General features: G+C 68.0%; 9 protein-coding genes. All 9 read right to left on the reverse strand.

The genetic code is table 11. From position 1 onward, the window contains the following. Positions 1–4 precede the first annotated feature (4 nt). The 9 genes from HUA75_RS43470 to HUA75_RS43510 are packed head-to-tail and all read right to left on the reverse strand — an operon-like array spanning position 5 to position 15,992. The gene (locus tag HUA75_RS43470; RefSeq protein ID WP_174489792.1) at positions 5–5,734 is read right to left on the reverse strand and encodes a contractile injection system tape measure protein; all 5,730 of its coding nucleotides are present in this window, start codon (positions 5,732–5,734) and stop codon (positions 5–7) included. Beyond that, entirely contained in the window at positions 5,731–8,187 is a 2,457-nt protein-coding gene (locus HUA75_RS43475) for a hypothetical protein (RefSeq protein ID WP_174489793.1), read from the reverse strand. Before HUA75_RS43475 ends, HUA75_RS43470 begins: the two co-directional genes overlap by 4 nt. 17 nt (positions 8,188–8,204) lie before the next feature. Beyond that, positions 8,205–11,996 (reverse strand): hypothetical protein, encoded by a 3,792-nt coding sequence (locus HUA75_RS43480; protein ID WP_174489794.1) that lies wholly within the window; start codon positions 11,994–11,996, stop codon positions 8,205–8,207. Between the two features lie 3 nt (positions 11,997–11,999). After that, positions 12,000–12,425, reverse strand: coding sequence for a GPW/gp25 family protein (locus HUA75_RS43485; RefSeq protein WP_174463998.1), 426 nt, complete (start codon positions 12,423–12,425; stop codon positions 12,000–12,002). Positions 12,426–12,431: 6 nt separating this feature from the next. Then, a complete protein-coding gene (locus HUA75_RS43490) occupies positions 12,432–12,734 on the reverse strand; it encodes a PAAR domain-containing protein (protein ID WP_141644325.1) in 303 nt (100 codons plus the stop codon). A 25-nt stretch (positions 12,735–12,759) separates the two neighbouring features. Then, on the reverse strand, positions 12,760–14,559 hold the full coding sequence (vgrG, locus tag HUA75_RS43495) for a type VI secretion system tip protein VgrG (protein ID WP_174489795.1): 1,800 nt from the start codon (positions 14,557–14,559) through the stop codon (positions 12,760–12,762). Then, entirely contained in the window at positions 14,556–15,257 is a 702-nt protein-coding gene (locus tag HUA75_RS43500; protein ID WP_141644327.1) for a LysM peptidoglycan-binding domain-containing protein, read from the reverse strand. The genes vgrG and HUA75_RS43500 overlap by 4 nt, the downstream gene beginning before the upstream one ends. Before the next feature lie 2 nt (positions 15,258–15,259). Continuing rightward, positions 15,260–15,451, reverse strand: a complete 192-nt coding sequence (locus HUA75_RS43505; RefSeq protein ID WP_141644328.1) for a DUF5908 family protein — start codon at positions 15,449–15,451, stop codon at positions 15,260–15,262. 10 nt (positions 15,452–15,461) lie between these two features. Then, complete coding sequence (locus HUA75_RS43510) at positions 15,462–15,992, reverse strand: phage tail protein (protein ID WP_141644329.1); 531 nt, start codon at positions 15,990–15,992, stop codon at positions 15,462–15,464. Between the last annotated feature and the right edge of the window lie 12 nt (positions 15,993–16,004).

Genomic DNA, 16,004 nt, shown 5'->3' on the forward strand with positions numbered 1-16,004 from the left:
GTCGCTACCAGGAGACATAGAGGGGCTGAGGCATCCACGGATGGGTGAGGATGGAGATGCTCCAGGGGACCTGGTCGACGAGCACGTCGAGCGTCTTGCGTTGCACCTGGAGCTTCCAGCGGTCGTCGAGCTGCTCCAGTCGTCCCTCGCGTTGGAGGAAGGTCTCTCGCAGGCCGGCGACGGAGGTGTTGGCGATGGTGGTCCAGTTGGCGATGAGTGCCTTGAGGAGTCGGTCACAGAGAGACTGCTCGCGCTCGGTCAGGTCGATTCCGCTGGGGACGGGGGTGGGGACGGAGAGGCCGCAGAAAATCTTGTTGAGGACGAGGAGCGGCTCGGGCGCGGAGGTGCGGCCGTCGACGAGGTACTGGAGCAGGTGTACCGCGCGCGTGGCGGGCTCCGGGTCCAGGTGGGTCTTCCCCGCGTCGTCGACGCGTGACAGGCCCAGCTCCCGGAAGAGGTGAGGGATGAAGGGGCTGACGAGGACGAGTCCGGCGTTGTCGATGTAGATGGGTGTGCCGCCGTGTTTCTCCTCGCTGAGTCGGAAGGCTGTCCGACGAGAGTCCTTCGAGGGATTCGCGGGCCGCGAGCGAGAGGTGTTGGAGCGACGCGAGTCGGGGCGGGTGGTGGTGGTCCACGTGGTGACGAGGGCGTCTCGTCGCTGACGGAGCAAGGCGGCGAGGCGCGGGACGGCTTCGTTTTGAGCCAGCTCGATGGCGCGCTCCAGCAGTCGCTCGGCGGTGTTGCGTGGGTCGCGATGGCCGGGCTGGGCGGTGTGGAGGCGCGCGGAGAAGTGCTCGAAGAAGGCGGAGACGAGTTGTTCCAGGGTGAGGCTTCCTCCGGGTCGTTCGCCGAGCAGCTCCAGGACGAAGCGCCAGAAGGCGGACCGCTCCGTCAGCGCGGGCGTGCCGGGTGGGGCGACTTCCTGCCATGCGGCGACGAGTACCTCGGTGGCGGAGAGGAGCGCCGCGTGGACGTGCGGAGCGAGCACGGCGCTGAAGCGTGAGAGGACGGAGTCCGGCAGGTTGCGGGCCCAGTGTTCCTGAAGCCGCTTTCGGTGGGCGTGTCGTCGGACGAAGCCGTGAAGCACTTCCGGCGATTCATCGAGGAGGGACTGGAGCAGGCGCAGCAGGGCATCGTCCGAGAGCCCCGCGTAACGGTCCGCGCTCTCCGCGAGCAGGAACGAGAAGAGGGCCTCGCGTGCGTCGTGACCCTGGAGGTTGGTGGGCCGCGAGGGACGAGGATGTGCTTTGGCGTCGAGCGGTGCCACCTCGTCGGGGCTCGAGCTGTCGCGGCGGTCAAGTGGTTCGGGCGCTGAGTTGCTGTCCTGTGTGCGCGATGTGTCGCGCGGGGTGGCGAGGGATTCGCGGCCCGGCGCGGAGGAGGACTTCGATGGTGGCTCACGCGTAATCGGCGAAGGAGAACGTTGAGGTGCGCCAGCTTCGTGTGACGCAGCGGAGGACCGCGATATCGGGAGGGGGGCGTCTGATGTGGGGCCGGAGTCGTCACGCGGTGCGCTGGCGCCGGTCGCATCCAGTCTGCGGCTGGAGCTTTCGCGCGGAGCGCTGGCGGTGGTCGCATCGGGTATGAGGCTGGAGGCTTCGCGCGGAGCGCTGGCGGTGGTCGCGTCCGATATGAGCCCAGAACGTTCACGCAGTGCGCTGGTGCCGGCCGCGTCCAGTCTGCGGCTGGAGCTGTCACGCGGTGCACTGGTGTTGGTCGCATCCGGTATGAGGCTGGAGTCTTCACGCGGTGCGCTGGTGTTGGTCGCATCCGGTATGAGGCTGGAGGTTTCGCGCGGTGAGTTGGTGTTGGTCGCGCCCAGTCTGCGGCTGGCGTCGTCACGCGGTGAGCTGGTGTTGGTCGCGTCCAGTCTGCCGCTGGAGTCGTCACGCGGTGCGCTGGTGTTGGTCGCGTCCAGTCTGCCGCTGGAGTCGTCACGCGGTGCGCTGGTGTTGGTCGCGTCCAGTCTGCGGCTGGAATCGTCACGCGGTGCGCTGGCGTTGGCCGCGTCCAGTCTGAGGCTGTAGCCGTCACGCGGTGCGCTGGTCTCATTCGGTATGAGGCCGGAGTCGTCTCGTGGTGCGCTGGTCTCATTCGGTATGAGGCCGGAGTCGTCACGCGGTGCGCTGGCGTTCGTCGCGTCCGCTATGCGGCTGGAGGGCGGGGCGGAACGTTGAGATGCACCGGCTTCGGGTGAGGCAATGGGGGTCAGCGAGCTCGGGATGGGTGCATCGGATATAGGGCTGGAGCCTTCATGCGGTGCGCTGGCGTGGGTCGAGTCCGGTATGCGGCTGGATCCTTCACGCAGTGTTCTGTCGTTGGCTGCATCTGGTGTCGCCGGTCGCTGACTGCGCGCATCCTCAACGGAGTGACGGTGCTCGGCGCCCTGGGACGGGGCCAGGATGAAGCCATCGGTGCCAGTCTCCGGCTGTGTGCTCGTGCGGCTCGGGACAGCTTCGCGCGATGGATGGAGACTCGCAGGTGGCGGCTGGGCCATGCCTGTGTCGACTGCCTTCGGAGTGGTGGACGCTGAAGCGACCTCAGAGTCACGTGGACGTCCGAGACTCGCGGATGGTGGCTGGGCAGTGCCTGCGGCTGACTCCGTCGGGAGCGGGGCGACTGAGTCGGCCTCGGTTGTGCGTGGGTGCCCGGGGGTCGTGGCGGGTAGCTCGTAAGGAAATGCGCCCGCTATTGGGGACAGGAGCGTGGAGGTTGCCTCGGGCGCTGGTGAACCCTCGAGTCTCGTAGGTGGGAACTCGGTTCGGGTTGCACCCTCCGACAGAGGAACGAGCACCGAATCTGCTGCGAGCACTCGCGGATGCCCGAGGTGCGCGAGCAACGGATCGACAGGAGCCGCCTTCGCCTGCTCCGGTGGAGTGACCGTTGCTGTTGATTCGTTCGTTGGTGGAGGCTCTCGACTCGCAGGTTCCGACTCGACAAGTACAGCGGAAGTCGTCGGCGAAGCCGTAGTTGCCTCATGTGCGCGCGGAGGCTTGAGGCCCTTGGTCGGTGGCTCAGCCACCTCATACGTGTGCCGTGGAGCAATGTGCTCCGCCTCCGCTTCATGCGTGGACGGCGGCTTGAGGTCCACGGTCGACGGCGCAGCCACCGCGTCCACATGCCGTGGAGACCCAAGGCTCGCGGTTGAAAACGGAGCCGGGTTTCTACCCGCCCTCACTGGAGGCGCGGACTCACCTCTCTCTTCGACGCGTTGGGCAGTTCCCAGGCTCGCGGGCGATGAATCAGCTTGGACCTCATCTCCTGTCTCGGAGATGAGCCTGCCCGGCGATGACCTGTCGATTCCCCCTGTCTCGGGGGCTGACGCTGCCAACCCAGAAGTGAGCCCACGAAGAGTGTCCTCTAGAGACCTCTCTGCTTGAGCGACGTTCCCCTCCTCAATCGGCAGAAGTGGCTCATCGACGTCAGTCGTTCGCGCATGCCGGACGCCTCCAGCGGAGAACGCCAGCGGCTCATCCTCGTCGAACGTGGGGCGCGGCGCTGAGCGACCCTCGCTGCCCACGGTCATCGACCGCGTGGAGTCAGTCTCTCTTCCCGGTCCTCGTGAACTCCGTTGGACCTCGGGCGAAGTCACCTCATCGGCCGAGTCATCACCCGTCGTCTCCTGGTGAGCGCGAACCACGCCCGTGTCTGGCCGCTGCTCATCCCTGGCGGTCTCGGACAACGCCTCGGTGGAAACACGCTCACGTGACACGGATGCAGTGCGTTCAACCACTCGACGCACGTCTCCGGCACGAGCCGCGTCCACGTCATCGGGTTGCGACGCCTTCACAGCACCCGGCGTTCGTGGACCGAGTTCTTCAAGCGCCCCGCGAAACGCCTGAACCTGTTTCGCGGGAAGTTGCCCCGCTGCCTCCCAGGCAACAGCGGTCCGGAGCAGGAAGCCATGAACCTCGTCAGGCAGCACCGAACCGAACAGCCTCGTCAGCAACCGGCTGAATGACCCCTGTGACAGCGGAGCGGTCTCACCCAGCAGCAACAGCTCGTGAAACACCTCCTGTCGTGCCCCCTCCCTGCCGCGTGGAAGGACTCTCTCCGGCAACGCATTCAGCGCGTGCAGGAGCGCACTCATCGCTCCCGACTCGCGGGGCCGCAATAGGTCCATCGCCCGTTCGAGCAGCTCTGGCTCACTCTGCTCGACCAGCTCCGTCCGCAGCGCCTCCACATCGCGCAACGCGAGCAGGAAGTGTCGAGTGTCCTCCGGAAACGACGCCAGGAGCGCTGCCAGCAACTCCGCCACCGTCGGTCCCGTCCGAGTCCCGAAGCGGAGTCGACTCACCAGCGCCGACTTGAGCGCATGTGCCTCCCAGCGAGAGAGGTCCGACTCAGGGGTGTTCCGTGTCTCCGCGAACGCCCCCGCACGAGGCGCCGCAAGCTCCTCCAGGTCCACCGGCCTCCCATCGAGGAGCGCCGATATCAACCGCGCGAAGAACAGCGGCTTGTCCTCTGCCCGAGCCACGAACACCGGCAACGCCGAACGCAGGGGACTCCCTTCATCCCCCGAGCGCGGCATCAGCCGCACGAGCAGCTTCGCCAGTATCTCCTCCGGAATCCTCCGCACCGCGCGCACCAGCCGCGTCAGAGAACCTCCCGGCTGTTCCCACGCAAGCGCCCGTCGCTGAAGCGAGCGAGGCAGCTCCGGAAGCGTCGCCACGACACGCTCCGCGGTCAGCTCCGGCATGCGCACGAGCGTTCCCCACGGCAACACCCCATGCTGAAGGTAGTAACGAAGCGCCTCGGTCAGCTCATAGCGAGCAGACGCCGTCTCCGGCACCGTCAGCTCCTCCACCGCGTCGTGCTCCGCCACCTCCACGACGTCCTTCACGGGCGGAGGCAGCTCGCGCACCAGCTCCCCGATGACGAAGGACAGCGAGGCCAGCACCGGGTGCCGCTTGCGCACCTGGTCCAGTCCGATGCCCAGCGTGGTGAGCAGCTCCGGATACTCCAGACCCTGGCTCTCGGCGACACCCTCCAGGAGCTGCTTCAGCGCGCTCTTGCGGTTGAACTGCGACCCCGCTTCCTTCACCAGATACGTCAGCGTCAGCGACCACAGCAGCCGCGACAAGCCACGCTCACTCAAGGGCAACACGGGCTCGACACGATGGAGCGCCTGGAGGCTGATGATGTAGTCGATGAGGAGCGCCGCGTGCTTCGGCTCCAGGAGCGTGATGAGTCGCTCCAGGGAGCGCTGGTCCAACTGGAGCACCAGCCTGTCAATCACCCGCCCCATCGAGGCGTGCCTGCCCACCAGGACCACCAGGGCCTCGGGGTCGCTCCGCGCCACCTCCGCGAAGAGCGCTCCGAACGAGAACCCCGCGCCCCGGGGAGCCCAGTACGGCAGCGTGCCGTGCACCAGGTAATGCTCCAGCAGCTCCAGCCGCACCTCCGCCTCGGTCCGAGGCTGCTCTCCTTCGGCCGGAGCCACGCGCCGAGCGTGCACGGCCTGCTCCACGACCTCGCGAAGTCGCGCGGTGAGCCGCTCCTCCACCACCTGCTCGAAGTTGTCGAGCGGCACCGTCCCCAGGTCCACATCCAACCGGTCGATGCGCAGGTGCAGGCCCGGGACATCCACCGAGTCGAAAACCTGCTCGATGATGGCCAGCAGGCGCTTGCGATTGAAGTCGCTCAGCCGAGGCTGAAGCACGAGCGCCTGGGCCTCCGACTCCAGCTCCACGCGCAACGTCTGCTTCCGGATGTGGTGCCGCGAGCCCGTCATGCGGGAGCCGCCTCGGACTCACGGGTCGCCGCTTCCAGGAAGTCCCTCAGCCGCGCCGACGCCGTGGCCAGCCCCGCCGAGTCCTCCTGGCGGAGCGCGTTCCTCCATGCCCAATAGAGCCGCTCGAAGCCGGCCATGCGCGCCGGGCCGAGGAACAGACAGTCCGCCACCACCAACGCGGGCGCGTTGCTCCGGATGACCTCGCGTGCGAAGGACTGGAACTCCGGGTTGCGCCACTGTTGGGTCGCAGTGGAGACGACGGCCGTCACCGTGAAGCTGTAGGCGAACGCGTCCTCCCCGTCACGGCGAGCGGACCGCAGCAGCACATGCTCCACGATGTAGAGCTGCGAGCGTTGGCGATTGAGCGAGCCCACCTGTTCGGCCAGCGCATGGGCACGGGCCACCGCGCTCCCGGTGTCCGGGAACTTCCCCGCCAGGTGCCACCCGGCCTCGAAGGACGCCTTGCAGACCAGCGCCACGGAGGACTCCCCAGGCAACGACCCCACGCGGAAGTTCTCCAGCGAGCTCGCCGCGCCCAGGAACGCGCCGCTCACCGCCTGGGCACGCAGCGGCGATGCCACCGGGCTCTCGGGAGCGGGCAGGGACAGGACGGGAGCGAAGCGCTCCTCGATGGTGTCCGCATACCGCGCGAGCGCGCGACCCTCGGGCGCGGGCCCTCCCGAATCGGAGAGGTCGAGTCCGTGCTCGTCCAGCGTGTCGATGAGCGGCCGTGCATCCGCCTCATTCATTCCAAGCTGGATGCGGCTCTTGATGGCCATGCCCGCGACATTCCCGGGGCCCGGCCGCTCCAGATAGTCGATGCCGCGTCCGCGTCCATGCGTGCTCTGGACCAGGCGCTGAAGCAGCGCGAGCTTCGCTTCCATCAAACGCTCGGCCTGCACCGCCGCCGGGCGTCCTTCCCAGGCCACGTTCGCCACCGAGTCGTCGTCGAGCTCCTCCCCACAGAGCGCGAGCAGCACGTCGAGGAACCGATTGCGTCGCTCGGTGACGGGGTCCTGGCTGGCGACCAGCTCCTCGAGGCCAAGCGCATAGCCCGGCGTGCCTGCGCCAGGGACCTCCCGCTTGAGCAGCGGCTCCACATCGGGAACCGAGTCCGCGAGTGACTGGGAGAAGTACGTCTGTCTCAGCTCCGTGTCGCTCGAGAACAAGTCGCGGACGTGAGCGAGCTGCGCGAAGAAGTCAGTGAGGAGCTGCTCGAAGACGAGCAGGTAGCCCTTGAACTGCCGCGCCTGCCCCTGTCGCGCCAGGGGAGCGCCCTCGGAGAGTCCCGCCGAGCCGATGCCGTAGACCATCGGGTACTGCGTCTGGATGGAGGTGTAGCCGCGGAAGTCCTGGCGCTGACCTTTCGGCATGGCGAGGTACTCCTCGTACTGGGGCGCCAGGGGGTAGGTTCGGCGCTGCTCGGCCCACAGGCGGTCCAGCTCGCGGCGCACGCGCGCGGGTTGGGGCTTCACCTCGACGCCGTTGCGGAACAGGCGGATGGAGAAGCCGCCCCGCTTCGCGTCCACACCCGCGTCCACGATGAGCACCTGGTTCGGTGCCACGGGAAGCGAGCCGTCCGGGCCCACCGTCACCTTCTCGTCCGCGCGCAGGCTCACGTTGCGGACGCTGGTGACGCCTGGCGTCTGGACCATCGCCCGGGTCAGGTCCTGGATGGCGATGGACGTCGCCTGGGGCTGGAGCTCCGTGTCGGCGATGAAGCCGTCGCGAAGCAGCGGCCCCTCGAAGATTTCGTCAGGCGTGTGGCCCGCGTCGAGCAGGGTCTTCAGCGATTCGCGAAGAGGCTCCGGCGCGAGGAAGTTCCCGATGCGGAAGAACAGACCGGCGAGGATGACCTCGGGTGTGCGGCTCTCGTCGATGCTCGCGTCGGCGGAGACGGTGGCCTCCACGTGCTCCAGCAGGGTGACTGTCCGGAGGTCCTCGCACAGTCCCCGGTGTCGGTTGTAGACGCGACGAACGGCGCTGATGATGGAATCGGGTGAGCTCTCATCGGTGGCGCAGTCGTCCCGGCCCGGCGCGTAGATGGCGACGTCATAGAGGCCCTGCACCGCGTCGGACGTGGCGGGCGTGAGCCAGACGTTGCCAACGGCGGGCACCCGGTCGATGAGGAGCTTGCGATAGTCGCGCTCCGTCAGCGGGTTGCACGGAAGGATGTCGAGCGCGGGGAAGAGCCCCTGTCGCTCCGGCTCGATGAGGCCCGTCACCGGGTCCAGCAGCATGTCCGCGAGGGGGAACGAAGCCCGATAGGACAGCTCCGTGAGCGCGTAGCAGAGCTGCTCCAGCGTGGTGACGCCCGGGTCGTGCTCGTTGTAGTCCGTCCAGATTTTCCCGGAGAGCTCCTGGACGAGCGTGGTGCCTTCTTCCTTGAGGGCCACGTAGTTCATGCCCACGTTCGCGGGCGGCTCGGCGCTGACGGTGACGGGCTCTGTCATGAAGGACTCCAGGAGGCTCAGTAGCCCTCGGCCAACGGCTCGGCGGTGGGCGCACCGGCGGCTTGCAGCTCGTGCCGCGTGGCGGAGGTGAGGAAGTACCAGTCGGACTCCAGCGTCTCGGGCGGAGGCGTGTGCCCGAGCTCCAGCGACAGCAGCGCCGCGACATAGGGCCGCGTCTGGATGAACTCCGAGATGTCCGCCTCGGAGCCGTACCGTCCCTGCCGCGTGGCGCGGGACGCGTCGTAGAACCACGGCGACAGATACTCCACGAGCTCGCGGTCCAACCGGTCGATGCTCGCACCGACGTCCTCACCCACGCGGAAGTCCAACAGGGCCTTCACGGTGACGTGTACGTAGAGGGGGTTGACGACGCGAACCTGGGCGAAGGGGCTTGTGCGCTCCTGGAGATAGCCCTCGATGCGCTCCAGCATGTCCGAGGTGACCTGGGGCACGGTGGGGTCCGCCGACGTCGTCCCATCGCGTCCGGGCACCACGACGACGAGCACCGCGCCGGGCACACCGGACTGGCGCGGCGTATGGGCGGGCAGGGCCTTCACCTTCCAGATGGACGGGAATCGCTCCAGCACCAGGCGCTCGTAATCCCACGCGAGCACGGCGCGCTCCTTGTGGCGCAGCCGCTCGGAGGCGCGGGCCTCGAAGGTGCGAGGCGTCTCGGGCGGACGGCCGCCGAAGGACGGCATCGGCTGGGAGATGCTCCCGATGTCAGGCAGCTCCTGCACGGAGAGGGTGATGCTCCCGGCCGGCACGGGCGTGTCCACGTCCACGCCGGGCTCCTGCCGCGTGGACAGCAGGGCGTGCGGCGTGATGTCGAGCGTGCGAGGAAACAACTCCGCGTCGTCCGCCACGGAGGCCCGCATCCACTGAATCGCCGCCTCCTCACCCGCCGGCATCAGGTGGCTGCCCTGCGAGCTGAAGGCCGGAAGGCTCAGCGCGAGGATGCCCGTGCCCTGGAATCCTCCGGTCGAATCGAAGAGGACCTGTGACGGCGCGAGCGCCTTCCAGCCCCCCGCCGTGAGCAAGTCCCACCGCACGACGGGCGGCTCACCTGTGCCGGTGAAGGTGCCGCTCAACTGGAATAGCAGCGTGAGCGTCTGCGCCGTGTCCAGCCCCGTGAAGCCCAGGTACAGGTTGGCGGGCGCCTTGAAACGCGGCAGCAGCGACATGGGACGCCGCGTGTCGGAGGACACCTGCTGGAATCCCTCGAATGGCAGCAGGTGGAAGAAGCGCGCGTCGTCCAACGTGCAGCGGGCCGAGTAGTGGACGCTCAGCTTCTGGAGCTGGGGCTGCCAGGGAGGATTGGGATACTTCAGGTCCTTCGGAGGCTGCATGCATTCGGTGAGGCACTTCTCGATGCACTCCAGATACTCCTTGCCCGTCTTGCCCGCGCACTTCCCCCGGCACTTCGCGCGGCAGCCGAGCGGGTCCGGAATCTCGCCCAGCACCGCGCTGAGCACGTTGACGGTGTAGAGCGAATCACCGAAGGCATAGGACGGCGCGGCCAGCCGCAGCTCCAGCGCGCTGGTGGCGGGGTCGTAGTAGTCGGGCGGCGCGCTGGGGCTGATGTCGAACTGCTCCAGTTGCGTGTCCTGGCACAGCTCGCCCAGCGCGGCGGGCGTGGGATTGGCGCAGTCCTCCTTCGTCCGGAAGAGGTAGCCGCGCACCGCGTCCCACGGCTCCACGCCTCCCTGTGGGGACACGGGCGAGAGCGGCGATGCGAGCGGTTGCAGCGTCCAGGAGCCCGGCTGGAGCACGCGCAGGTCGGCGAGGAAGCTCTGGTTGTCGAAGAGGTCGGTCGAGGTCTTGCCGTCCGGTCCCACCACATAGTCACGGTAGTAGCCGTGAAACCCATCCGAGTTGGAGGGCAGGTTGAACCAGTCCAGGGAGAGGCGCAGGGTGTCGGGCCGCTTGACGAAGAGTTCGGTGTGCCGGATTCGCACGTAGGACCCGACGACGGGTGACGCGCCGAACAGCGGCCAGGGCGTGCTCGGGTCCACTTCCCCCTGCGTGTTCTCCACGCTCACGCCCGACAAGTCGGAGACCCGGACGTGCAGCTCCAGCGTGGAGAAGTCCACCGCGTCCAGCAGCGACACGGGGTGCACTTCGACGCCGGACCTCAACGTGACGGGCTCGGACTTCAGCAGAGCCCGGAGCATGGGCAGGTCCGCGGCGGGGGCGGCGCCATTGGGCACCACGGCGGGCGCGGAGGGCGTCAGCTCGAACCAGAGGCCAAAGCCGCGCACCAACGGCTGCGTCCCGTCCACCGGGTGAGGTGGCGGGAGGATGGCCTCGTAGCGCTCCACCGTCAGCCAGCCCTCGGCGGTGGAGACCTGGAGCGTGAAGGACTCGCGCAGCACCTGGAGGAGCACGCTCTGCGCGTCCAGGCCCGTCACCGACGCGAGCGCCGTCAGCAGCGTGCTCAGTCGCTTCGCGGAGGCCGGACCGAGGGGGACCTCCAGCGTCACCACGCGACTGCCGCCCGTCAGCAACAGGTAGCGAGAGGCGAGCGCGAAGCCGAGCGTCGCGGGCACGGTGACGGTGGTGGACGTCACGCCCGTGCTCACCGCGCCGAAGGTGGCCCAGCCAGGGAGCCGCTCGTCGGAGGTCGACTCCGCGTCGGTCTGCTCCGGCTCCAGCGGCATCCTCGACGTGAGCACCTGCTGGACGACGGTGAGCGCGTCCTCCTCGCTGGCGAGTGGCGACGTTGGCAGCAGGGGCCCACGCAGCACGCGCAGCGCCAGTCGCTGGGCGATGGTGGCGGGCGTGACGCCCACCGAGGTGTCCGAGGCGAAGAGGATGTCCTGCCCATCCGGACGCTTGCCCGCGGGAAAGAGGGTGCCCCGAGGGACGAGCGCTTCGCGCACCTCCTCGTCCTCGGCCAGGGTGAAGGTGAGGTACGCGCTGTCGGGGAGCGCGGCGCGGTGGCTCAGGCGCAGGACGTCGCGGTGATAGAAGCCGGCGTACCGGCCCGACACCGTGTTGACGGTGTCCTGCGCGGTGCGGAAGAGCTGCACGAAGGACAGATAGAGCGCCAGGTGCGGCGGATGATTTCCCGTCGCGAGCGCCGCGGGCAGCAGGGTGGCCGTGAGGCCCTGGAGTCGGGACAGCGCATCGAGGAACGGGTCGAGCAACGGCTCCAGCTTCGCCGCCGCCGCGCGAGCGCGCGCTTCCTTCGTGGCGCCCTTGTAGCTGGCGCCGTCCGAGGCGAGCTCCTCCAGCCCCCAGATGGGCAGCATGCCGGCCGTGTCCAGCCGCACCTGCCGCCCGAGCGCCTGGGGCAGCCCCGCGCCCTTCGCCGCGCTCACCAGCGCGCGCAGCGCCGCGGACAGCGGGCCCTCCACGGCGCTGACCAGGCCCTGTCCGAGCAGCCGGGACAGCTCGCCCTGCGCGCCCAGGCCCGTGCCTCGCAACCAGAGGTCGAAGCGCCGGGCCAGTCCGAGGATGAGCTGGAAGGCGTCCGACAGCGTGGTGAAGGCCCGCTCGAAGCTGCGCGCCGAGTCCACCTCCCGCGCGGTGATGAGGAAGCGGTCCTCCACCGCGCTCGCATCCAGCGCGTCGATGGAGGCGAGCACCATCACCGGGTCCGCGAGGAAGAACTCCGACCAGTCTCCGTCGCGCGTGTTCTTCAGGTCATAGAAATAGATGAGCGCGCCGAAGCGGGGCGCGAAGTCGAGCAGCTCCGAGCGCGTGCGCCCGTCCACCGGCGCATACCCCGCTTCCAGGGCCCGCAGCCAGCGGCCCATCTGGCTGGGCGCATCGTTGATGGCGACCTTCGTGTCGGGCGGGGCCATGGGCTAGGGCCCCTGCACCGGGATGCTGCCCTCCTGGAGATAGAAGGGGTAGACGAGGTTGCTGCGCGTGTTCGTCTGCGTGACGATGTACGAGACGGTGATGGTCAACAGTCCATCCGCCGTCGCATCCCGCTGCACCGTCACCGCGTCCACGGCGATGCGCGACTCCCAGTAGAGGATGGCCTGCTGGACGTAGTCTTGAATCTGCCGCGTCAGCGTGGTGTTGATGCTGCGGAAGACCATCTGCCGCAGCTCGCAGCCGTAGTTCGGGAGCATGACGCGCTCCCCCAGCGAGGTGGACAGGAGCACCCAGAGGCTCTCGCGGATGTCCTGGTCATCGCTGACCATGAGCACGCCGCCGGAGCGCCGGGAGAAGGTGGGCGGGAAGCTCCACCCGGTACCGAGGAACGAGGGGGCCTTGGTCTCCATGGCGCCTCAGCCTCCAATCATCACCGTGGGAAACCCCACGAGGATGGTGCCGCCGTGGGCCGTCTTGTCCCCGAGCCGCGCGGCGGGCAGGCCCATCACCTTCACCGTCGTGGAACCCTTCATGACGGCGTCCGGCGGCCCCACGCAGATGGCGATGTCGCCGACCTTCGCGGCGGGCAGCCCGCCAATCAGCACCGTGGGCGCGCCGGGGCCGGCGATGGGGCCTCCGACGTGAGGCACCTGCACGGGGCCCACGGGGGTAGTCATCGGGCACTGATGGAAGTCCGTGACGCGGGCGGCGGGAGGCATGGGGCGCACCTTTCGGGGACAGCGCTCAGTTGATTTTCACCAGCGAGCCGCGGACGGTGAGGATTCCACCGGACTTCACCTCGGTCTGGGTATTGCCGCTGGCGGAGAAGCTCACGGACGCCTTGTTCGCCACCTGCTTGCCGCTCACGGAGACGTTGCCCGTGGCTTCCAGCGTCAGGTTGGCGCCCGCCTTCACCGCGACGTTTCCCTTCGCGGTGATTTTCACGTCCTTGCCGCTGTCCAAGGCGATGCCGCCCTTGGACAGGGACACGGTGTTGCCGTTGCTGTCTTGAATGGAGATGGCACCGGACGAGTCGTCCAGCTTCACGATGTGATTGCCGGGCGTCTTGATGACGATGACCTTCTTCTCGTCATCGAACGACAGCTCCAGCTTGGAGCGCGTGACGACCGCCTTGCGCGTGTTCTTCTCGTCGGGCGCGGACGCCGGCGCGTGCTGCTTGCTGTACACGGAGCCGAGGATGACGGCGTGGCGCGGGTCCTCGTTCATGAAGCCCACCACCACCTCGTCGCCGACCTCCGGGTAGAACAGCGCCCCCACGCCGCTGGACGCATAGAATGTCGCCAGCCGCGCCCACACGCCCTTGCTCGGCTCCTGGAGCAGCGGCAGGCCCACCTGCACGCGCAGCTCGCCGCCGGGGTCCTTGGCCACCTGCTGCACCACGCCCGTCTGCAGCCCTTTTATCGGCGGGAGCTGTCCGGCCGCGTCCGGCGCCGCGATGTCGGGGTTCTCCACGGTGAACCAGCGCGGCGACAGGCCGAAGTCCGCCGCCGTCATCCAGCGCCCGTCCTCGATGTGGTGGTGCACGGCGCTGATGAAGGCGACGCCGTTGAAGCGTGGCCCCACGCCCCCCAGCTCCAGCATCTTGCCCACCTGCGCCAGCGCGCTGCCGTGGAAGCGCACCGAGCCGCGAATCTTCGCCAGCTTCGACAGGAGCAGCTCCGCGGAGGCCCAGTCCTGGAGGTCCGCGGACTGCAGCTGCGCGCCCGTCTGGAGCGCGAACTTCTTCGCGCCGAACACCTTCGCCAGGTCCGCGGAGGTGACGTTGCCCTGCTCCTTCACGGAGACATTGCGCGGTCCAGACTCGATGAGCTTCTGTGCGCCCGCGTCCCAGGTGTAGCCCTTGATGGAGGACGCGTCGAGCTGGGTGGTGGCGTCCATCTCCACCTGGAGGTCCAGGATGGAGCGGCCATAGGTGAGGTTCAGCACGGGCGCCTGGGAGGTGTTGGGCGGGGCCACCGTCACCTCGCCGCCGTCCGCAATGACGACCAGGCCGTTGAGCTGCGCCCGTGTCACCATCAAATCCCAGTCGGTGGCGTAGTACTGGACGATTTCCTCGTGCACCCCTGTCGTGGCCGTCACGTCGCTGGCCAGCCCGTTGCGCGACAGCAGCGTCTGGATGAGCGCGCTGTCCTTCACCTTCTCGAAGAAGCCGCTCTTGCGCTCCAGCGTCATCTTCATCGCCTCGTCGGTCAGCTCCACCACGAGCTTGGAGCCGGAGGACTGGTCGATCTCCAGGCCCTGGCTGGACACGATGCCCTTGAAGATGCGCGTGTTCACGCCGTCGTAGCCGGCGGAGATGACCACCTTGGCCCCGGGAATGAAGATGTCCTGGCTGCTGATGGGGAACAGGCCCGTGGACGCGCTGCCGTCGAACAGCACCAGCTTCGCGCGCGGCAGCTTGTTGACGCCCAGCCACGTGTCCACGCTGAGGACCTGGTACGTCTTGGGGATGACCTCACCGTTCGACTCGATGGTGAACGTCGCCAGCGCCCCCTCGTTCTTCTCCGGATAGGGCGTGGTCATGTCTGGCTCCCCTGCAGCGGCGGGAACATCAGCTGCGAGCCCACGGTGAGCCGCCGGAAGTCCGACAGCCCGTTGACCTTCGCCACCTCCAGATACAGCGTGCTGGAGCCGTAGATGCGGAAGCACATCAACGGCAGCGTGTCTCCCGCCTGCACCGTGCGCACGTGCGTCAGGTCCGGCGAGTTCATCCGCGCCTTGAGCGCCAGCTCCACCTCGTCGTTGTAGCCAAGGAAGGTCCCCTTGGCCCGCGCGCGCAGCGGCGTGCCGTCCGGCTTGAACAGCGTGTACGTCATGCTCAGCTTGGACAGCCGGCACTTGAACAGGAACGTGCCCCACGACAGCTTCAGGTAGTTGGGGCTGTGGATGTTCCCGTTGTAGGTGAAGACCAGGTTCTTGAACTTGGACACCTGCTCGGCGATGCCGTCGTCGGTGAAGGGCATCAGTCCTGGCAGCGGACTGGGCACGACTCCGGTGCCGTCGAACACCAGCTCCAGTTCCACCGTGTCCGCGGGAATCCGGTTGAAGTCCGGCGAGCCACCGGGGCTGCCCTGGGTCTGGTTGTCGTTGTACTTGACGCAGTAGGTCTGCGAGTACGACGCCGGGTTGATGTACACGGTGTAGCTGCCGACCTCCGACGTGAAGTCGGACTTCTGGTAGGCGATGACGTTCATCTTCTCGAGGCTGCCGGAGAACCCCATCGCTACCGCTCCTGTCGCGCCTTCAAGACCTGGAGGACGCGGCGCACGCAATCCTCCACCAGCTTCTGGTGCGCCTGCTTCTCGTCGTCGCAGCCGCAGTCGCCCACGGGCGTGCTGGGCGTCTCCGGAATCGCCTCGCCGGAGCCGCCCCGCACGCTCATCTGGATGCCGACCTCGTTGACTTCCAGGGCCATGGCGCGCGCCTCACATCAGCCGGGACGTGAGCTGGGCCAGCTTGATGGCGACAGAGGCCGGGCTCCCCAGATTCACGCGCTCGAAGTAGTTGTAGGACAGCTCCAGCGACTCCGTGAGGATGCGGTTCTCCTGGGAACTCATCGGGGACACCTCCCAGCGCAGCGGCCAGGCGTTGATGAAGCCCCATGCCACCAGTGGCAGGCCATCCTCGTTGAGCAGCAACACGAGGATGTTCTGCGGCAGGAGCGGCAATGACAGCCCCGAGCCCACGCTCTGTCCGAACCACTCCGCCAGGAACGAGTCCCGCGTCACCACGCCCCGCTTGAGCACCAGGTTGGAGTACCTGGCGGCCTTGGGCAGCTTGTGCGTGAAGCGATTCTCGCCCCCCTCGGTGACGTCCTCCGTGTCCCAGCGGGCCTCGATGCCGGAAATCTCCTGGAAGGAGGCGTCCAAATCGCTCGCCGCCGCGAGCAGGGTCGCGGAGCCGAGGACGGAGACGCTGAAGTAGAACGCGCCTGGCGGATAGTAGGGTTCGGACATGGCGATGGCTGT

It is taken from the genome of Myxococcus sp. CA040A (genome assembly GCF_013336725.1).
In the GTDB taxonomy this organism is placed as follows: Bacteria; Myxococcota; Myxococcia; order Myxococcales; family Myxococcaceae; genus Myxococcus; species Myxococcus llanfairpwllgwyngyllgogerychwyrndrobwllllantysiliogogogochensis.